Here is a 21,135-nt window from a genome sequence, read left to right as displayed (position 1 = left end):
AACTTTTCTATTAAGCAGTCAAATAAAAAACAATATGCACAAATGCTAGACAAATTATACAGTAAACCAATACACGTATAGATTGGCGTATTGAAAAAAGAATGGATATTTTCGTTAACTGGTTAACATTCTCAACATTTTTATTAACAACTTATACAAAGAGACTTGAAATAAGAACGCAACCCTCGCACCCTATGATAAAAATGCTGGAGGAAGGCAAAATGAATATTATTTATTATCATCCTTTTTTTGACGCAGAAACATGGATCAACGGTATGAAGGCGCGTTTGCCTGATGCCAATATACGCATTTGGGAACCTAGCGATAATCAACCTGCTGATTACGCCATGGTTTGGCTTCCTCCTTATGAAATGCTTACAAGTCGTAATCACCTTAAAGGTATTTTTGCGTTAGGGGCAGGTGTTGATGCTATTTTAAAACAAGAACAGCAAAAGCCCGGCACATTGCCAACAGGTGTTCCTGTTATGCGTTTAGAAGACACTGGTATGGGGCTTCAAATGCAAGAATATGCCATTGCTAAAGTGATGTATTACTTTCGCCGTATGGATGATTATAAACGCCAACAATCACAACGTTTATGGAAACAGCTTCCTGCACACTCTTATGATAATTTTGTGATTGGTGTTTTAGGTGCTGGCGCTTTAGGCGGTAGTGTCGCAACTAAACTTGCGGAATTAGGTTTTAAAGTTCGTTGCTGGAGTCGCAGTGAAAAACAAATTAAAAATGTTGAAAGTTTTTATGGCAAAGAGCAACTCAGTAATTTTCTCAAAGAGTGTAATTTGCTGATTAACTTATTGCCTTATACGCCTGAAACGCATGGTATCTTGAATTTTTCACTCTTTGAGCAATTAAAACCGTCTTCTTATTTAATTAATCTTGCTCGTGGTGCGCATTTAGTCGATCAAGATTTATTAGAAGCCATAGATCAAGGCTATATTGCTGATGCAACACTTGATGTTTTTGCTCAGGAGCCTTTAGCGGGTATGCACCCATTTTGGACTCATCCTCGTATTTCTATTACGCCACATATTGCGGCTTTCACCATTCCGAATATTGCTATGGATACGATTGTTGAAAATATTCAGAGAATTGAAAATGGAGAAGCACCTTTTGGTGTTGTTGATATGAAGAGTGGTTACTAAGTCTATTTTATTTATATTTTAATTTTAGATAATAGGCAGCAAACTTTAGTTTGTTGCTTATTTTTTTGTCTGAGCTTTCAAAAAAAGTACTTTTTTTGATTATTATATAATGTCATAAAAATCTGGTTGTAAAAAGATATCGTTTGCAGATTATCTTATTAATTATTACCTCATGATTTGAATGTAATGAGGTCGACATGATTAATAAAATAAATGCGATACCCAGTAAATTAATGCCAATGGGTACTTTTTATGGGAAAAAAGAGAAACCTTCAATAAAAGGGCTAGCTAATAGTAATAGTACCTACCACAAAAATCATGATAAACAGAAAAGAGGAAAGCAATTTAGCTTAAATAATGCTAATAACTATGTATATTTAGGATCAACAAATACACCTTTATTTAATAATATGGGGATCACACTTTCAGATGATGGTTCCTTGATCTTAATTAAAGGTAAAACACATGACTTATTTACAGGATTATATCAAAAACACTTTAAAGGAGGGTTTGAATATAATCTTTTTAATATAGAATCCCAAGGTGGTGATAATATGAAGTTCAAAGAGCTTTATGTTGATCTTAATGGGTTTTTGATTGGAAATAAATATAGCAATATAGATAATAGTAGTGACCTTTATAAAATTAAATTTAACAGAGTTGAAAATGAATATAGTTTAAATGATGTCTCATCAAATACTATTGGGAGTAACTTTATCGTTGAATATGAAAAATATATAGTTGACGATAACCTACAGCCAGAATTATCAAGTATAAATAATATTGCGGAATCAAAAGAGAATAATATATTAAAAATTAATCGTGAAGGTCTAAATATTACAATTGAAGTTAAAGATAACCAACTTTTTACATCTGGATTGCCTGCGATATTAAAATTAACAGATGATCAAACTGACAGTGCTAAAACTGAACATGATATTAAAATTGAAAAGCATAAAATAAAAATTCCATTAAAGAATACAGATAAAATATTAGCAATAAAACCAATATTAAATCAAATCCAACTCGTTGTGGATAAAGGTAATAAAATAAAAATATACTACCTTGACCCTTTGAATATTTTTGCGGTTAAAGATTATCAGTATGAGGTTACTCGTTTAAAACAGGATCCACCCTTATCATTTTACTCAATGGTAGGTGAAAATAATTATAATAATTATCATTCTGGGCAGCCATTTGCTACTCAAACAATAGGTAATTTCAGTAGCCAACATATTCCTTTTTTCTCTTCTTTTATTGATAATTCTAGATTACATATTAGTAAAGCTAAAGAGCAATATGCATTAAAAAAATATAAAGCAATGATGAAAAATATTGCAAAAGCTGTTGATCCTGGTTTTAGAGGATTATTTTGTAATATAAAACAGCTTATTAATTCTTCAACCTCTGCATATAACAGCAAGCCAATGGCATTATATGGTATTAAAGAAAATATAGGAAAAAGCTATGATGTGTTAAATCGTATAGTTAAAGGTGTCAAAAATGGTGTAACACAAGGTGATGTGATTTATTCATTAGTAAAAGACCTTAAAGAGAAAGAAAATATTACAATTAACCACCATAATGATGTTAAAGCTTTTTTTGGTATTAATGCTTTTCAACTGCCAAATAATATAGGGATTAACGCCTTTCTATTAGCTTCTTATGTAAAGTCGCACTCTATCACATTATCAAAAAGTGAAGATAATAAGATCACTTTTTCTTTTATTAATAATAATAAGAATCTTTTTGTTGCAGGCTTATCTGCGGGCATTGGTGGGTATGAAAAAAGATGGGATTTAGAAAATGTTGACTATGGCTTTGTTACTCCAGTCATGGCAAGTGCTTTATTAAGTGCCACTTATACTAAAAAATCTAATTTTTCATTTAGTCTTGATATTAATAATATTTCAGAATTTATTAATCAAGGGTTAAATCAAAGTGAAAATGAATTAATCGATAAATCTACCCTTGAAATTGATCAAGGCATAAGCATCTCAATGGGAGTTGAGGGAAGAAGTGAAGTGAGTTTTGATGTTGATGTCATGGTTAATCCCAATATGGAACTAACCGTGCCCAGAAATGCTATTGGTATAAACTTTATTTTAAATTTATTAAAATTAAATTTAAATATTAATAAATTTATCGACTATGGTAAAACAGATATTACAAAAAAAACAAAAAGGCTTGAGCTCAACTTATTAGAACTTGGTGTTGATATTTATCGTGATTTGAAGTTTACGCCTTCTACAACGAATGCTGATAATGTTATTCAGTGGTATCCATTAACGTCCGTAAAAGATTTCGAATTAATGGTGAAAAAAAGAATAAATAGCTTATTAAGTTTTACGCTTTTTAAAAGCGAAAAATTAATAAGCGCAGAAAAATTGGATCAAGATAAAAAAGATATAAAAGGAATTTACAAAAGAGTATTAAAAATAAATAGATTATTAGAAAAATATCCAGAGGGATATCATCTTTCTAATAGTATATCTAAATTGGATAGCATCTATTTAAATTTATCATCAGATAAAAAAGCAATTAATAAATTAAAAGATGATAGTAATAAAAAATCTATTACTGTTCTATCTCAAAGTAAAGAAGATATTTTTCAGGATCAAATAACAAAAGAAAATAGACAATATAACATTGATCGTTTTTTATCCTCATTAAAGGAAAGAAAAGAGACATTGTCATCTCAAACAAAAGATAATATGAATGAAAAATTTAAGCCTTATTTTACAGCAAATTATCAGCTAAATAGACAGGGGCGCTCACTGCGTTCTGATTTACAAAATGAAATAAATCAATTTGTTGAAGAGAGTAGAAATTCTGAACAGATTGATTTAAATAAAATCAAAGAAAAACTGGATGATTTATATACTAGATATAAACAGCAGTTTACTCAGGTTGAATATCAAATTGCCTCTACAGATATTATGTCTGTTAGTGAACTTTCGTACAAAAAGAAGACATTGCCGACAGGGTTTGTGCGATTAGGAAATAAAAAAGCGATTATACATACTCAAGTTAAAGGTAATATTAATTATATTTATAATGAAGATGAAGAGCGAATGGATAAAATATCAACTAGTTATTATTACTAAGTAAATCATTCATTTTGTTTATTATTAGTGTAATGTAACTTATAAAATCACCCTTGAAAAAATGAGGGTTTGAAAAAGATAAGCAGTGTTAAGTTTTGTTTGATCTATTATTTTTGATTTTTATGAGATTTATCTCTAATTAATTGATGTTATCGAAAAGATAAGTTTATTAAATTGTCATTTTGCTTAACTTGGTGATATAAGGTAGTTTCCCATGTTTATCAGACAATATACTTAATGAATATAGCAGAACTTCTTGAGCAAATAGCAGAGAAAGGATGGTGTGTATGGGATGATTTCCTCACACCAGAGGCTGTTCAACAATTGCGCGCTTGTTTTGATGGCAATGCACAACAAGCGCGTATTGGTCGTCATGAGAATCGACTTGCAGAAACAACAATTCGAAGTGATAAAATACGTTGGCTAGAACCTGAAATGGGAATACCCGTTCAGCATTACTTAATGCAAATGGAGTCTATTCAGCGTGCCGTTAACCGAGAGTTTTATTTAGGTCTTTTTGAATACGAAGCACATTTTGCCTGTTATGAGAAAGGCGCTTTTTATAAAAAACACCTCGATGCATTTAAAGAAAATGTCACTCGCCGTTTAACTACCGTGTTGTATCTTAATGAGGCTTGGACAAAAGAAGACGGTGGTGAGTTAGTTATTTATGATTTGGAAGATAAAGAACTGGCAACTGTGGCACCAAAGGGTGGGCGTTTGGTTGTTTTTCTTTCGGAGCAGTTTCCTCATGAAGTCCTTCCTACTAATAAAGAGAGAGTCAGTATTGCTGGTTGGTTTAGAGTAAATGGCGTGCGAGATAACTTTTTAGATATCGCCAGCTAATTAATTGGCAAAATAATTGCTGTTGGAAAATAGCATGGGATTAGGCGCGTTTCTTATATTAAGTAAAAGACTTAATAATAAGAACGCGCTTTTTCTGTTTTAAGTGATTAGAGATGGTAAGATTAATATTAACAATAAAAGAGATATGACGAAAAAAGTTGATTTTCTTACTATTAAAAGCACAATAACGCCAAACTTTATGGGGTAAAAATAAAATGAATGAGTTTTCGATTGTTTGTCGTCTTTTAGGTACATTATTTCAACGTGAACCCAATGATCCAATCTTAGCGCCAATTATAAAAATGATTAGTGAAGGGAAACTGAGTCAGCTGTGGCCATTAGAGCAAGATGAACTCTTTAATACGTTAAAAAATAGTGTCAAAGATTTGGCTATTGTTGAAGCTGATTATCAATCTCTTTTTGGTGGTGAAGCACCAACGGTGTCTGTTTATGCCCATGATTATGAAGAGATCAAAGAAGACGATATTCGCCAATTCTTAGTCACAAGAGGGATGCCTGTTGCTGAAAGTGCAACAGACAGTTTTGGCGCTTTATTGCTTGCTGCTTCATGGCTTGAAGATAACTCTGCGGAAGATGAAGTATTAGCACAAATACAATTATTTGATGAATACCTGCTACCTTGGGCTGGAACATTTTTAGGTAAAGTAGAAGCTCATGCAACAAGTGGTTTTTATCGCACATTAGCAGGTATTGCGCGTGGTGCATTATCAGCATTACGCGAAGAACTCTCTGATGATGAAGATAGTGATGAGATAGATGCAGAGTAATATAAATATTTCTTTGTAAAAGTATTTTATTATTCATAAAAAAGGCAAACCATTAGGTTTGCCTTTCTCATTAATCACGATAAATATTTTTAATCAACTCGCGTAACTATTAGAGTTGGATCACAAATTTACCTGGTTTAACTTCAATTCCTTTAGCCAGTTTAAACGCGGCTGCTTCAGCACTGTTTTTTTCTGGATTAAGAACATAAACAGGTTGATTATCAAAGTAAGTTGCGATGGTTGTCTCTAAATAAGGTTTTAATGCTACAACCACTGCATCCATTTTTTCTGGAGAGACTTTGTAACTATCAATAGCCATTGATTTTATGTATATCGCTCCTTTATCAGCTTGATAAGAAGGTTGGCCTGATAACGTAAGCTCAACTTTAGCGTTTGTCTTGCCAAAGAATGAATTAATTGTTAGGTCGGTTGTACCAGAAAGACTAATTTTACCCGGTTCAGTACGACCAATTTGAATGGAAAGATTGCTCAATTTAATATCAGCGGATACAACTTCATCTTCACCAATATGTTTCTGGAGATTTATTTTTTGGCTGATATAGTCATTAATAAGATTTTCACTTACATCAAATTGCTTGAGCTGATCACACCCTGTGACTAAGCTTGTTAATACTAATATAGCTGTTAGAAAAATTACTTTCATAAACACTCCTTGATCATTGATAACTAAGAGTTTACCCGATCTTTAGGGAGTAAGCATGGCTGTTTCTATTTTTTTACGATTAAATTGGCGATGTAATGCATAAAGTGTTATTAAACCTACGGTTCCTAGTAAGAACCAAGGCAATTCAGGCATATCAAATTGATTACCTAAATCATACATCCATCCACCACCGGTATATCCAATTGCACCACCAAATGCTAAGCCTAATCGGCTAAAGCCCATATAACTACCACGAGCGCGAGGATCAGCAAGTGATGCACTTAATGTTTCGCGAGCAGGCTCTGCGGTAATAGTACCAAGATAGAACAGGCCAATAATCAAGAAGATGCTTTGTAATGAATGGATCATACCAACAGGGAACATGCTGATGCTCATTAAAAATAAGCCCGCCATTAAACGTTGTTCTAATTTAAAGCGTTTCTCACTCCAGCGCGCAATAGGATAAAGCAATGTTAAAGAAAGTAGGGCTTCAATAGCATACATCCATTTTACGGCAGTTGGCGTACCCGCAATATCATTGACGATAATAGGAAACATCAACATGACTTGAACGGATAATACAAAATAACCTGTCAGCGTTAAGACATAACTGACAAAGCGTTTATCAAGAAATACGCGTTTTAATCCTTCTTTAATTGGTGTTCGGGTTGTGGATATACGGTAAGCGGGTAATAACCAAGCATTAAATAAGGCGGCGATAACAAAAACACCAGCACCGACCCAGCAGACTAAATGAAAATCATACTGTAATAACCAGCTACCAATGAGTGCACCAATAACGGCACCGGCGCTATCTTGCATTAATAATAAAGAGTAAAAACGACCGCGTTCATAAGGACGGGTTAATTTGATAACTAGCGCTGTGCGAGGTGGATCAAATAAAGTCCCACCTAATGCAGATAAAATGCAAGATAACCAAAGTATCCAAGGTTGATCTGCCATTGCCATTAAAGCAAAACCTGAAGCTCGTAATAACATGCCTGTTATTATCATTGGTTTTGCACCAAAACGGTCTGCAATAGCACCACCAAAAATACCAAGGCCTTGTTGTACTAATTGTCTAAGCCCTAAAGCAAAGCCGACAATAACACCAGCCCAACCTAATTGTTCGACGAAACGAATAGAAATAAGCGGAAAAACGACGAAAAAACCTAAGACAACTAACATATTGTCAACGAGGAGAAAGTATTTACCCAAAGTACGGGCTTGTGTTACCAGCGCCATTACTCACCATCAATAAGCAAATAATTTAAATAAAATAAGGGGGGAATGAAATAATTTATTTCTTCGACTATTCTGTCTCTAAATGTACATAATTCCTAGTAAATTAAAGATGATATTTTTTTATTAAGGTTAGTGGCAGAATAAGAAGAGTTGCTTCAGAATTAGGCTTATTTATATCAAAGGATAATGAGATCGTAATGTTTGGTTATCGTGGCGGAATTCCTAAAATTCGTTTTGAAACACAAAGAATGGTAATTCGTTTAGCATATGAGAGAGATGCTGAAAGACTGGCCGATTATTATACATTAAATCGTCGCTTTTTAATTCCATGGGAACCCGTAAGAGATAAAACGCATTATCTACCCTCTGGTTGGGAACACCGCTTACAATATATGAACGAACTGCACCGACAAGAAAGTGCTTTTCATTTTCTGCTATTAACACAAAATGAAGATGAAATTATTGGTGTTGCTAATTACAGCAATGTTATGCGCGGCGCTTTTAATGCTTGTTTTCTAGGGTATTCAGTGGGTGAAAAATGGCAAGGTCAGGGCTATATGTCGGAAGCCTTAACGGAAACACTTCGCTATATGCAACGACAGCAAGGGATGCATCGTATTATGGCGAATTATATGCCTCATAATTTACGCAGTGGAAACCTATTAGCTAAACATGGTTTTGAACGGGAAGGCTACGCCAAAAACTATCTACAAATTAATCAAGAGTGGCGAGATCACGTATTAACTGCATTAACAACGCGAACTTATTTTAAACGTTAATATTGGTCATCATGGAAGAAAAGCACTGTTTATAATTATATTAAAAATGCCTTATTTCAGTGCTTTTAGCCACTATTTAATGATAATAGAGATATTTAATAGGTCATTAAGTCGGTTTTTTTCAACATATAGTACCAATGTTGAATATGGAAAATAGACTGTGTTAAGCGTGATGATTCCTCTTTTTCAATATAAAACCCATTCTTTTGATACAAATAAAGTGCACCTTGATGATGAATATCGACATAAAGTGATAAAAACGCTTTTCTCAGAACATCTTTACTATATTGGGTTATCCAATCAAGTATAGCGTAAGCAATACCATGTCCTTGATATGATGATAAAACGGCAATATGAGCCAAATAAGCCTCATTTTCATTTGGTATATAATCAAATAAAGAAAAGAAAATCTTTTGCTTAATATAATGAGCGATACCAAAATGCCAATGATCCAAGAAAGGTGTTTTAATAAAGAGATTTGAAATAAAGTCGTTTTCTTTTATCACTAAGCAAAATGTGGCAATTATCTTTCCATCATCAGTGACAACAAATTGTTGGCTATTTTTCTTACATGCTAATGAATTCCAAATAGCCTCTAGTTGCCGACGTTGGTTAGGATTAGTGCTATCAATATTAAATGCGTTCAATTTAAAACGAAATGCTTGTGTAAATAATTGAATAATTTCAGGAGTATCTGAAGGTTCTGCAACACGAAGCTGATAGTGTTCATTAAGTAATTGCATGATATCGTTACTCTGCAATAATAGGGTTAACTTTTTAGACTGTTTAGTCTAGTTGATTGTAGACTAATCAGTCTAATTTATTTTGTCCAGAGATTTTTAATGTTATGAACAAGACTGTTACTGAAAAACAAAAAGCGAAAATGAAGCATATTATTGATGCTGCAATACGCTGCTTTGCTGTAAAAGGTTTTCACTCCACATCAACAGCAGAAATCTGTCATGAAGCAGGTATGAGCCCTGGGAATGTATTTCATTACTTTCCGAATAAGAATTCGATTATTGAGGCGATTGCATTAGAAGATGCACAACTGTTTGACGATATCTTTTGTCGCTATGAAGCCGAAGAAGAGTGTATTCAAGCAATCATCGATTTAATGAAGGAAATTATAGCGCTTTATAATCACCCCGAATATGCGCGCATTAGTATTGAAATTTTTGCTGAAGCATCGCGTAATGCGAGCATTCACGAGATTTTTATTGAAAATGAAAGAAACAACAAACAGCGTTTGATTGCGATGCTGAAAAACGGTATTAAAAAAGGGCAGATAGACTCAACACTTGAGCCAGAGAAAATTGCAACATGGCTGTTAGTCATCGCAGATGGCTCTATGGGAAGAAATATTATCGATCCTGAATTTAATGAGGGTGAGGATCACGTTATGTTGGAATCGATGTTGAGAAAAATGCTGACAAAGCCATAAATAGCTATTTTTTAATCGCTTGGATTAGTCGAAGATAAGCAGAGTCAGCATATTCTTAGCTAATTGAAGATTGATTTTTCGATGTTAGAGACGGAGTATAGTCCCTTTCTTTTTATTCCATTCAACAAAAATTAGAATGACTTTATGAATTTACTTAAATCACTTGCTGCGGTGAGTTCTATGACCTTATTTTCACGGGTACTGGGATTTATTCGTGATGCAATTATTGCGCGTATTTTTGGCGCAGGTATGGCAACAGATGCCTTTTTTGTTGCTTTTAAATTGCCAAACTTATTGCGGCGTATTTTTGCAGAAGGGGCATTTTCTCAAGCATTTGTTCCAATCTTGGCAGAATATAAAAATCAGCAAGGTGAGGAGGCAACGCGTACCTTTATTGCTTACGTTTCGGGTATGCTGACGCTTATTTTAGCCGTGGTCACCGTGATTGGTATTATTGCTGCGCCTTGGGTGATTTATGTTACAGCACCGGGTTTTAGTAGTTCACCTGATAAATTTCAATTAACGACCGATCTATTACGGATCACCTTTCCTTATATTTTTCTTATTTCACTGGCTTCATTGACGGGCTCTATTTTAAATACTTGGAATCGTTTTTCAGTACCCGCTTTTGCACCAACGCTACTCAATGTCAGCATGATCTTTTTCGCTTTAGTGGTCGCACCTTATTGTAATCCTCCTATTATGGCATTGGCGTGGGCGGTTGTTGCTGGGGGAATATTACAACTGGGTTATCAATTACCGCATTTGAAAAAAATCGGTATGCTTGTTTTGCCACGTATTTCATTTAAAAATAGCGGTGTTTGGCGTGTGATGAAACTGATGGGACCTGCTATTTTAGGGGTTTCGGTTAGCCAAATATCGTTAATTATCAATACTATTTTTGCTTCCTTCTTAGTCTCTGGTTCAGTTTCTTGGATGTATTACGCAGATCGTTTGATGGAACTACCGACAGGGGTATTAGGCGTTGCATTAGGTACAATCTTACTTCCTTCATTATCTAAGAGTTTTGCCAGTGGTAATACTGAAGAATATAGAAAATTAATGGATTGGGGATTAAGACTGTGCTTCTTATTAGCACTGCCTTGTACTATTGGTTTAGCGATATTATCTGGGCCTTTAACAGCGTCTTTATTCCAGTATGGTAATTTCAATGCTCATGATGCACTAATGACACAACAAGCGCTAATCGCTTACTGTGTTGGGTTAATGGGACTGATTATCATAAAAATCTTAGCACCAGGGTTTTATTCTCGTCAGGATATTAAAACACCAGTAAAAATTGCGATTGCGACATTAATTCTCACACAATTAATGAACCTTGCATTCATTGGTAGCTTGAAACATGTGGGGCTTGCACTTTCAATAGGTATTGCGGCTTGTTTTAATGCCTCTATGTTGTTTTGGCAGATCCGTAAGAAAAATATCTATCAGCCTTTGGCTGGCTGGCCAGTGTTCTTATTAAAACTTGTTATTGCGCTTGCCATAATGGGGGCTGTATTAGTTGGAATGTTGTGGATCATGCCAAGTTGGGATACTGGCAATATGCTAATGCGCATCTTACGCTTGTTGTTAGTTGTAGTAGCTGGAGCAGGAAGTTATTTTGTTGCGCTGTATGCACTAGGGTTTAGACCTCGCCATTTCTCACTACGTGCTTTATAACTGATAACATGGACTCCTCGTTTTTGTATAAAAGCGAGGAGTTGCAAAATTAACAATATTTTTATCAATGTAATTCTCTTCATTTAGATCCTTTCTCTATTTTTAGACTATTTATAATGTTATATAGATCACACTTCTCGCATTTAGTTACGCGGATCTGGCTACCCTTAAAAAGAAAAAATAGTGAGAAAAAAAGCAAAAATCTTTTTTCTCACTATTTTTTTTATTAAATTTTTTTTCCAATTTCTAAATGATTTATACAGTTTTTCGGCATCTGAAAGTGTTTTTTAATCTTCATTGATAAAATTATCTAAACATTAATCATATCGAATATCTTTAGACAATTTGTTTACTAGCAGTGGGATTCTACATAAAGTAAAAAAATAGACACTATATTCTAAGCACTTACGGTTTGACGAATTATCTTTTTTTAGATAAACTCTCTTATGTCGTATAGGTTTAAAAATTGACACATCTGTTAAATATTTCTTACTTAATGATGAGATATTGCAAATATTTCAAAATATTGCAGTATATTTTAAAACATTTAATTTTTTTGATTTAAGACATATTATTATTTCTTTATTCAGGTAGATTAACCGTGACTGTAAAGTTATTTGCTTGTTATCGTTCAGTACTACTGAAAGTGATCATATCTATTTTGTCTGCGCTTCAAATAGGTAACACGATTGCTGGGGATAAGCAGTAAACAATAAGTCGCGTGAATAATGAAATTAATGCTAAATCTATTATTAATAGATAATTAGATTACTGAAAATTCAGTATGGTACACTAATTATTATTTTCATTTATCCGCCGTTGTTTTCTGTTTTTCCCTCTCTTTTCTAGTCCTTCTCAATATCTCTTATTTTTTTATTAATAGCTCAATAACTCAAATATTTCTCTATTTATTCGTTATACTCAAAGCAGTTATAAATCATTAGGTATTTCTAGTTTAAAGACCACTAAATAATCACTGCGTGATTTTTGGTAAAAATAAAAATAAGAGTGTCAAGGAGCTACTATGAAAAAAGCAATTATCATTTCTGTATCACTAGCTACGTTATTTCTTGCAGGTTGTACTGCTGACGGAAAAATTAATACCTCAAGACTCACTCCAGTTAACTGTATTGGCGTATTTGACAAAACTAATGAGAAGCTTGCTTTCACCGCTAAAGACGTCAATGACCGCTTATACAGCCCTAGTAAGCCAATAGACAGTGTCGATGGTTGGATTGAGGTAAAAGATATTAGAGGGCTATTGTGTCAGGATGTTATAACTGCTAACGAAGATTAATGATTAAATAGCATTGGAAGTTTTATTAAACCATTGTTTGTAATGTTTTTAGCTATCTTGAATTAAAATTTAACGCATAATAAAAAACCGATGGTTAATACCATCGGTTTTTTTATCACTACTATTTGAAAATAGAAATGAATTACATTCTATCTACTGTTTCAATACCTAAAGTATCCAAACCTTGTTTTAATGTTCTTGCGGTTAAACGAGCTAGTTTTAGACGACTTTGGCGAGTGTTTTCATCTTCAGCAGATAAGATAGGGCAGTTTTCATAAAAGCCAGAGAAAGCTTGTGCCAGATCGTAAAGATAAGCACACATAACGTGAGGCGTTCCTTCACGAGAAACTTGCATAATCGTCTCATCAAATTGGACTAAACGTAATGCAAGCTGTCTTTCATGAGATTGGGTTAGTGCGATAGGTTGCGTTAACGCATTTTCATCAATTTCTGCACGTTTGAAGATTGAAGCAACACGAGTATAAGCATATTGCATATACGGTGCTGTGTTACCTTCAAAACTTAACATCAGATCCCAATCAAAGATGTAATCTGTGGTACGGTTTTTAGATAAATCAGCGTATTTAACAGCACCAACACCCACAACGCGAGCAACATTATTTAATTCGTCTTTATCCATATCTGGATTTTTTTCAGCGATTAATGCGCGGGCTCTTTCTTGAGCTTCGTCCAGCAAGTCGGTTAAACGAATAGTGCCACCAGAACGAGTTTTAAACGGACGACCATCTTTACCTAACATCATACCGAACATATGGTGTTCGAGTGACATTGAATCAGGGATGTAGCCTGCTTTACGAACGATTGTCCAAGCTTGCATTAAATGCTGGTGCTGACGAGAGTCGATATAATAAAGCACACGGTCAGCATGTAATGTATCGTGACGGTATTTTGCACAAGCAATATCTGTCGTTGTATATAGGTAGCCACCGTCTTTTTTCTGAACGATAACACCCATAGGTTCGCCTTCCTTGTTTTTATATTCGTCAAGGAAAACAACCGTTGCGCCTTCACTTTCTACTGCAAGACCTTTTGCTTTTAAATCGGCAACAATACCTGCCAACATTGGGTTATAAAGACTTTCACCCATAATGTCGTCTTCGGTTAATGTGACGTTAAGACGTTGATAAGTCACTTGGTTTTGTTGCATGGTGATATCAACTAATTTACGCCACATTGTACGGCAGTATTCATCACCACTTTGTAATTTCACAACGTAATTACGGGCACGCTCTGCGAATACTTCATCTTCATCATAGTGTTTTTTCGCTTCACGATAGAACTCTTCGAGATCAGATAACGCCATATCAGCGGCATTTTCATTCTGTTTTTTCTCTAAATACGCAATCAACATACCAAATTGCGTACCCCAATCACCAAGGTGATTAGCACGAATAACATTATGACCTAAGAAAGATAAAGTACGCGCACTTGCATCACCAATAATGGTTGAGCGTAAGTGACCAACGTGCATCTGTTTTGCAACGTTCGGAGATGAATAGTCGATAACAATAGTTTGAGGTTCGACGGGTGTTACGTTTAGATGTTCATCTGCTAATGCGTCTTCAGCTTGCTTTGCAACCCATTGTGGAGATAAAAAGATATTGATGAAACCTGGGCCTGCGATTTCAACTTTATCTGCAACATCTGTAATATCGAGCTTTTCTAGGATCTTTTCTGCGAGTTGTCGGGGTGGGATCCCCATTTTTTTTGCAGCTCCCATGACACCATTTGCCTGATAGTCACCAAATTGTACTTTGGCTGACTGACGGACAAGAGGTTCGCTATCAGCGGGTGCGCCAGCAGCACACATTGCCACACTGATTTTTTCTGAAAGAAAAGCCTGAATATTCACCGGGTTACCTTAAATTATTGAGAAAATAAAACCTGACGACAAAAGTCTGACAGGTTTCTTATAAAGAATTAGGATTAACCTTGAATTTATAACATATTCCGGCTAGAACATGCTACCATCTAGGCCTTATCTTTAAGGTTTTTTCTCTGTTTTTTCATTAAGGTTATTCAAAATGGTGTTATTTTCTTCAATTCCTCAATTAAATGATTTAACTCACGAGCTTTCTTTGTTTGAAGAAAATATGACACTATTTGTCAATAGTTTGGGCATAGATTTATCCATCTATCACACTGATCACGTATCGTTACGTTGTCACGATTTAGCATTAGCGGAGCAGTGGCGAACAGGGTTAAGCCAGTGTGGAAAGTGTATTTCTGATAATGTGATTAATGGGCGCCCAATATATCTATTTCAATTAGAAATACCGCTAACTATTCTAAATCAAGCTGTTTCGATTGTTGAATTGCCTTTCCCCACAAATAAAAAATATGAATACCAAGGTTGGGAGCATATTGAGCAAGTGATCTCCGTTGAACCCGCTTTTTTAGTGGATAAAGTGATGTCTTTTTTACCCGAAACGTTACCTGAGAGTGTTAGCTTAAAAATCAGCGAACCTAAAGGTGAGAAAGAACGTTTACCCAATCCAACGGTGGCTATTTCTAATGGAAAAGTCACAGTGAAGTATCATCCTTATTCGTTACTTGAAATCGTTGAAAGTGAGTGTTGTTCGACACTTTCAGAAAATAGTTTGCTTGTGTCAGCACAAAATTCTGATGGCAGAATTGAATGAATTACAAGATTCGACAACTATTGTTAGTAATCGCTAAGAAATGATATTTATTTTCTGATTACTTTCTTTATTAAGGATGGAGAGGGATGATATGGCTACATTGGAGATTTGTTGTTTTGGCGCTGAATGTGCGTTGGTAGCAGAACGAGCAGGCGCAGACAGAATAGAGCTGTGCACGAGTCCAGCAGAAGGTGGTATTACACCAAGCTTTGGAATGCTACGACAAGTCAGGGATCTGGTTCGTATTCCCGTTCATCCTATCGTTCGCCCGCGTGGTGGTGATTTTTGTTATACACAAGCTGATTTTTCAGCAATGAAAAATGATATTAGTTTGATCCGTGATATGGGATTTTCAGGTGCCGTTGTTGGTCTTTTAAATGAAGAAGGGCATATTGATTTGCCTAAAATGGAAATTTTAATGGAGCTTGCAGGTCCATTAGCCATTACTTTTCATCGTGCTTTTGATATGTGCATTAATCCATTATTAGCGCTAGAACAACTGACTCAGCTAGGTGTTGCTCGTATTTTAACCTCAGGACAGCAGGCGAATGCAGAATTAGGTTTGCCATTATTACGCACGTTAAATGAAAAAACACAAGGCCCTATAATTATGGCGGGCGCTGGTGTAAGACTCAGCAATATCCAAAAATTCCTAGATGCAGGATTGAAAGAAATTCATAGCTCAGCAGGAAAAGTGGCACCTTCAACCATGATTTATCGAAAAGCGGGTGTAACTATGAGCTCTGACAGTGAGGTTGATGAGTTTACGCATTACTGTGTGGATGAAGATACAGTTGAAGCGATGAAAGATATTATGAGTATTTATGCGCCATTAGCATCTTGATTGATACGGATTAAATATTTTAAAACTGCGCCTTTTATGGCGCAGTTTTTTTATATAAGTTCGCCTAATAACAGCGTATGTGTAATACCACAGCGTTCAACAAAGGCTTCATCATGCGAAACCAGTAACAATGTGCCTTGATATTCAACAAGTAGATTTTCCAATAGTTGTTTGGATTCGATATCAAGGTGATTATCTGGCTCATCAAGTAATAATACTGCTGGTGGTTTTGGGCTGTGTGTTAAAGCCAATAACGTTGCTTTTAATTGCTCGCCACCACTGAGTTTTTCAAGTGGTAGTAAAGATTTATCACCTCTAATTCTCAACATTCCAAGACGAGTTCGCCATTGCTCGACAGAAATCGCGGGTTGATATTGGTGTAGTGCTTGTGCAACTGGCAATGTTTTATCAAGTAAAGCAAGATGTTGGTCAAGGTAACAATAGTCTTTGTTGAGACGAAACTCACCAGAAAGTGGTACAAATTGTTCGATCAAGCATTTTAGTAATGTTGATTTTCCACAGCCATTTTTACCTTTAATATGCCAATGCTCATTGCCGTAAGCTGAAAATGAAATAGGGTGCTGATAACCATATGGAAGTTGAAGATTATTAACAAATACATTTAAACGATGGCCATCACTTTGATAATTCAATACCATTTTTTGCTGATGAACATGTGCTTTTTCCTCATCGATATCTTGCTTTTGAGATTGTATATCATCAATTACGCGTTGATGTCGTTTTGCTACGGCAGATTGGCGTTGTTCTGCTCTGTTTTTTTGCATATCCAGTAAAAGTAGGCACTGAGAGCCACTTTGCCTAATTGATTCGCCTTGTCGTTTCCGTTGCGCTGTTTTTTGCAATGTTGCTTGTTGCTGGCGTTTCTCATTTTTAATTTGGTTGTTTAGTCGATCACTTGCGGCTTCCAATGATGTTATTTCCGCACTTTTTTGCGTCTCATATAACGTATAATTTCCACCATATTCAGATAAGCCTTTCTCACTTAATTCAATAATAGTATCGGCATACGAAAGCAGGTTTCGATTGTGGCTAACAATAAGAGAGCCAGCTTTGTGCTGAGCTAATTGTTTTATTAGCCATTGTTGTCCTTGATAATCAAGATGGTTATCTGGCTCATCTAACAGTAGAAAGCTCTCTTCACATAAAAAAGCGCGACAAAGTGCTAAACGTGTTTGTTCTCCACCACTTAGATGCGCAATAGGGGTATCTAATGCGACGGGAAGTTGTGCTGAATCTAATAAATTCTGCCACATGACAGGGAGTTGCCATTTGCCATCGAGTAACTCAATATCTTCTAATGTGGCAATACCGTCATCAACGCGTTGGAATGCTTGATAAATTTCATGAACATCTAACGCTTGAGCAAGTGTATCACCCTGTAATCGCGTTAATTGATCAACGTGAACAAAAGGCATATTCCAATTAATTTGACCCGAAGTCGGTAATATTTTTTGTGCTAATAATCTTAATAGTACAGACTTTCCTTTACCGTTATGGCCAATTAATGCATTTTGCTGACAAGTCAGTGAGCGAGTTAATGGTGGAAAAAGAGCTTGTTGATTAAATTCGACAGTAAGTTGTGAAAAATGACAGGCTATTGTCATCATCGACCTCCTAAGAGAAATAGGTGGCAGACAGCCGAGATCTTTTTTCTAGATGCGACGAAATAAATTATTGTCTGCCAGTAACAGAAAATGAATACCTAAAAGGTATTTGAAATAATTTTCTGGCAGAATTTAGTTCATCTTAGGGAAGTGCCTTCTTAAAAAGAGAAATAATTGGAGTGATAACGCGCGTATTTAAACATGAATAAAGATAAACAACAAGCGCCGAATAAGGTTATCTTTGTGTGGTTCTTATTTTATGTGCTTTTATTCTAAACATTATACGTTTATAAATCGATGATATATTAATATAGGCAATGCAAGCTAAAGGAATACCGTAGAATAATGTGCCGTAAGCCATACCAATATGTGGAACATTAAAATAATCGCTGTGCTGTGGAATTAAATAGAGATAGTTAATTTCATTTAAATATTGGGGCGTTAATCCACCGTAAGGGACTAGAAACTTAAAAATCATGACAGAAAAAAGGCACAGCATAAAATTTAAAACTAATAGTGCAGAATAGAATAAATTCTTTCCCATTTCTTCTTTAGTTTTCACTTGATAACCACTGATAATTCGATTAGCAACAATTACAGCATAAAGCCAAATAATCAGGTTTTCATCACCCATAATCATACTATTGATAATAAGAGCGAATATCCCATAAAAAGGAATAAGAGCAAAAACAAGCTTAGTACGAGCAAATGCAGCCATAAAAACACCTGAATGCACGAGAATAAATTCAAATAAAAATAAAACGGTTAGATTATAAATTGTTTGAACTGAGAAATGTTCAGGAAACCACCAAACGGTAATAATAAAAGCGATATATAAAAGCTGTGTGGCATAGTCAAATAATGAAAAAAAGAGTTGTACCCCTTGTTGTAATGGCGTTAGTGGAGGGCGTTTTGCTGATGTGGTTTCTATAAAGGACGAAAAAATAGGATCATCATATTGCTGACGCTTATTTTTTTGCAAAAGAGCGTGTTGTTTTTTTTGTGTTATTTCCTTTTGGGTAGCAACTTTGCTCTTTGGTGTCTTTGCCATAATTTTCTTTAATCGTTCATCTGCAAATAAGGGGCGTATAAAGTGTCTTTAATAAAAAACAAGATGAATATTATGAAAGAAAGGGATATTTAATAACTTGATACCCCTTTAAATTTAGATAAAAAATTAAGGCTTAGTGGCAATTAATATGGCACGTTTTGGTGCGGGATAACCTTCAACAGTTTTTGTTTTATCATCAGCATCTAAAAAAGCATCTAATGAATCTGTTACCATCCAATCTGTTTTACGTTGCTCATCAAGTGATGTCGTATTTTCATCAACAATACGCACATCTTTAAAACCACATTTTTCTAGCCAAACCTTTAGCATTTTTGCAGATGGAATAAAGTACACGTTACGCATTTGTGCATAACGCTCACCAGGGATCAGGCATTGAAATTCATCACCATCAACAACAAGGCTTTCTAACACTAATTCGCCACCAGAAACTAATTGGTTTTTTAATTGCCATAAATGATCAAGTGGTGAACGGCGATGATAAAGTACACCCATTGAGAATACAGTATCGAAGGCATTTAATTCTGGCATTTGCTCAATACCAACAGGAATTAAATGTGCGCGTTGGTCATTACCTAATAATTTTCTGACAGCTTCAAATTGGCATAAGAAAAGTTGAGTAGGATCGATCCCTACAACAAATTCTGCGCCTTCACCTAACATCCGCCACATATGATAGCCACTGCCACAACCAACATCTAATACTAAACGGCCTTCAAGCGGTGAAAGATGGGGTAAAACACGATCCCATTTCCAATCAGAGCGCCATTCTGTATCGATATTGACGCCATAAAGTGAAAATGGACCTTTACGCCACGGCATTAAATTTTTTAAAACGTTACTTAATCCTAGTTGCTCGCCAGCACTTAATGCTGGAGTGTGTTGAGCAATCACACCATTTTTCAAATCAATCTCAGTAGGCGTAATTTCTGGCAAACCATCGAGCATTCTTTCCCAAGAAGAAAAGTGACCGTGTAACGCATTTGATCGCCATTCTGATAATTGAGCCGGTAATGTATCTAACCAATGAAATAAGCGCTCATCTTGCGCAATAAGTTGATAAAACGAGCCAAAATTAATCATTAATTATTGCCTTTAATCGCTAAAAGAGAGCCGAAATTAAAACATTGGAACCAAACTTCTGTATGTGGAAAACCTGCATTATGTAAGCGAGCTTTATGCGTTTCAACAGAATCGGTCAGCATAACATTTTCTAACATGCTACGTTTTTGGCTAATTTCTAATTCGCTGTAACCGTTAGCACGTTTGAAATCATGGTGCATATTAAACAACAACTCACCAATTTCTTTATCTTCAAAACTGAATTTTTCAGAAAGCACTAACACGCCACCGGGATTAAGACCTTGGTAAATTCGGTTTAATAATATTTGGCGATCGTTCGGCGCTAAGAATTGTAAGGTGAAATTAAGCACTACCATTGAGGCATTATTAATTTCGATATCAAGAATATCACCTTCAATAATATCAACGGGTGTATCTGCTTTATAGGCATCAATATGGCGCTGACAGCGTTCTACCATGGCAGGTGAATTATCAACACCAATAATTTTACAGCCAGCAGCATCAATATTACGACGCATGGAAAGGGTTGCTGCACCTAAAGAACAGCCTAAATCATAGACTTGGCTATTGGGCGTAACAAAGCGACCTGCAAGCATACCAATCATGGAGATGATATTAGAATAACCTGGTACTGAGCGTTTTATCATATCAGGAAACACTTCAGCGACTTTTTCATCAAAGCGCCAGTCACCAAGGTTAGCAATAGGTGTCGCAAATAAGCTGTCTTGTTGTGATGATTTTGAATTCGACATAACTAAAATAGGTTTAAGGAATAAAAGAAGCAAGCATTCTACCAGAAGCGACGGTGCTCACAAAGTTGCATTATTTAGAAAGAAAT

The 21,135-nt window shown here is 35.2% G+C and carries 18 protein-coding genes; 10 read left to right on the top strand and 8 right to left on the bottom strand.

Features of this window, described 5'->3' with window-relative positions:
• The first annotated feature begins 221 nt into the window (after window positions 1-221).
• From ghrA to ACNARN_RS02130, 4 genes are all read left to right on the top strand, one after another.
• Window positions 222-1,163: a glyoxylate/hydroxypyruvate reductase GhrA gene (gene ghrA, locus ACNARN_RS02145; protein ID WP_416304082.1), complete on the top strand. Its 942-nt coding sequence runs from the start codon at window positions 222-224 to the stop codon at window positions 1,161-1,163.
• A 197-nt stretch (window positions 1,164-1,360) separates the two neighbouring features.
• A complete protein-coding gene (locus ACNARN_RS02140) occupies window positions 1,361-4,270 on the top strand; it encodes a hypothetical protein (protein WP_416304081.1) in 2,910 nt (969 codons plus the stop codon).
• A 237-nt stretch (window positions 4,271-4,507) separates the two neighbouring features.
• On the top strand, window positions 4,508-5,116 hold the full coding sequence (locus ACNARN_RS02135) for a 2OG-Fe(II) oxygenase (RefSeq protein ID WP_198619978.1): 609 nt from the start codon (window positions 4,508-4,510) through the stop codon (window positions 5,114-5,116).
• A gap of 215 nt (window positions 5,117-5,331) precedes the next feature.
• Window positions 5,332-5,904 (top strand): TorD/DmsD family molecular chaperone, encoded by a 573-nt coding sequence (locus ACNARN_RS02130; protein WP_198629999.1) that lies wholly within the window; start codon window positions 5,332-5,334, stop codon window positions 5,902-5,904.
• Window positions 5,905-6,013: 109 nt separating this feature from the next.
• On the opposite strand, the gene ACNARN_RS02125 is transcribed toward ACNARN_RS02130, so the two are convergent.
• Window positions 6,014-6,568 (bottom strand): lipoprotein, encoded by a 555-nt coding sequence (locus tag ACNARN_RS02125; RefSeq protein WP_198619980.1) that lies wholly within the window; start codon window positions 6,566-6,568, stop codon window positions 6,014-6,016.
• A 42-nt stretch (window positions 6,569-6,610) separates the two neighbouring features.
• A complete protein-coding gene (mdtH, locus tag ACNARN_RS02120; RefSeq protein ID WP_198619981.1) occupies window positions 6,611-7,813 on the bottom strand; it encodes a multidrug efflux MFS transporter MdtH in 1,203 nt (400 codons plus the stop codon).
• A 197-nt stretch (window positions 7,814-8,010) separates the two neighbouring features.
• Here mdtH and rimJ point away from each other — a divergent pair, with 197 nt between their 5' ends.
• A complete protein-coding gene (gene rimJ / locus ACNARN_RS02115) occupies window positions 8,011-8,592 on the top strand; it encodes a ribosomal protein S5-alanine N-acetyltransferase (RefSeq protein ID WP_109372222.1) in 582 nt (193 codons plus the stop codon).
• 95 nt (window positions 8,593-8,687) lie between these two features.
• Here the strand turns inward: rimJ and ACNARN_RS02110 are convergent, their stop codons facing one another.
• Window positions 8,688-9,335 carry a GNAT family N-acetyltransferase gene (locus ACNARN_RS02110; protein WP_416304080.1) on the bottom strand — a complete coding sequence of 216 codons (648 nt, stop codon included), beginning with the start codon at window positions 9,333-9,335 and terminating at the stop codon, window positions 8,688-8,690.
• Between the two features lie 104 nt (window positions 9,336-9,439).
• Here ACNARN_RS02110 and ACNARN_RS02105 point away from each other — a divergent pair, with 104 nt between their 5' ends.
• The 3 genes from ACNARN_RS02105 to ACNARN_RS02095 all read left to right on the top strand — a co-directional run bounded on the left by ACNARN_RS02105 (window position 9,440) and on the right by ACNARN_RS02095 (window position 13,013).
• Window positions 9,440-10,036, top strand: a complete 597-nt coding sequence (locus tag ACNARN_RS02105; protein WP_196532607.1) for a TetR/AcrR family transcriptional regulator — start codon at window positions 9,440-9,442, stop codon at window positions 10,034-10,036.
• A gap of 144 nt (window positions 10,037-10,180) precedes the next feature.
• The gene (gene murJ / locus ACNARN_RS02100; RefSeq protein ID WP_416304079.1) at window positions 10,181-11,716 is read left to right on the top strand and encodes a murein biosynthesis integral membrane protein MurJ; all 1,536 of its coding nucleotides are present in this window, start codon (window positions 10,181-10,183) and stop codon (window positions 11,714-11,716) included.
• 1,024 nt (window positions 11,717-12,740) lie between these two features.
• Entirely contained in the window at window positions 12,741-13,013 is a 273-nt protein-coding gene (locus ACNARN_RS02095; RefSeq protein WP_198619984.1) for a hypothetical protein, read from the top strand.
• 142 nt (window positions 13,014-13,155) lie between these two features.
• Here the strand turns inward: ACNARN_RS02095 and argS are convergent, their stop codons facing one another.
• Complete coding sequence (argS, locus tag ACNARN_RS02090; protein WP_416304078.1) at window positions 13,156-14,886, bottom strand: arginine--tRNA ligase; 1,731 nt, start codon at window positions 14,884-14,886, stop codon at window positions 13,156-13,158.
• A gap of 172 nt (window positions 14,887-15,058) precedes the next feature.
• On the opposite strand from argS, the gene ACNARN_RS02085 reads away from it, so the two are divergent.
• Window positions 15,059-15,676, top strand: coding sequence for a VOC family protein (locus ACNARN_RS02085; protein WP_416304077.1), 618 nt, complete (start codon window positions 15,059-15,061; stop codon window positions 15,674-15,676).
• 91 nt (window positions 15,677-15,767) lie between these two features.
• Window positions 15,768-16,520: a copper homeostasis protein CutC gene (gene cutC, locus ACNARN_RS02080; protein ID WP_109372229.1), complete on the top strand. Its 753-nt coding sequence runs from the start codon at window positions 15,768-15,770 to the stop codon at window positions 16,518-16,520.
• Window positions 16,521-16,570: 50 nt separating this feature from the next.
• On the opposite strand, the gene ACNARN_RS02075 is transcribed toward cutC, so the two are convergent.
• The 4 genes from ACNARN_RS02075 to cmoA form a co-directional block, all read right to left on the bottom strand.
• Window positions 16,571-18,145 carry an ATP-binding cassette domain-containing protein gene (locus ACNARN_RS02075; protein WP_416304076.1) on the bottom strand — a complete coding sequence of 525 codons (1,575 nt, stop codon included), beginning with the start codon at window positions 18,143-18,145 and terminating at the stop codon, window positions 16,571-16,573.
• 235 nt (window positions 18,146-18,380) lie between these two features.
• Window positions 18,381-19,196 (bottom strand): hypothetical protein, encoded by an 816-nt coding sequence (locus tag ACNARN_RS02070; RefSeq protein WP_109372231.1) that lies wholly within the window; start codon window positions 19,194-19,196, stop codon window positions 18,381-18,383.
• 126 nt (window positions 19,197-19,322) lie between these two features.
• The gene (gene cmoB / locus ACNARN_RS02065) at window positions 19,323-20,297 is read right to left on the bottom strand and encodes a tRNA 5-methoxyuridine(34)/uridine 5-oxyacetic acid(34) synthase CmoB (RefSeq protein ID WP_109372232.1); all 975 of its coding nucleotides are present in this window, start codon (window positions 20,295-20,297) and stop codon (window positions 19,323-19,325) included.
• Window positions 20,297-21,049, bottom strand: a complete 753-nt coding sequence (gene cmoA, locus ACNARN_RS02060) for a carboxy-S-adenosyl-L-methionine synthase CmoA (protein ID WP_198625673.1) — start codon at window positions 21,047-21,049, stop codon at window positions 20,297-20,299. Before cmoA ends, cmoB begins: the two co-directional genes overlap by 1 nt.
• Window positions 21,050-21,135: the final 86 nt, after the last annotated feature.

Source organism: Proteus sp. TSJ240517 (assembly GCF_047921575.1).
In the GTDB taxonomy this organism is placed as follows: Bacteria; Pseudomonadota; Gammaproteobacteria; order Enterobacterales; family Enterobacteriaceae; genus Proteus.
This window is presented reverse-complemented; position numbering and strand designations above follow the sequence as displayed.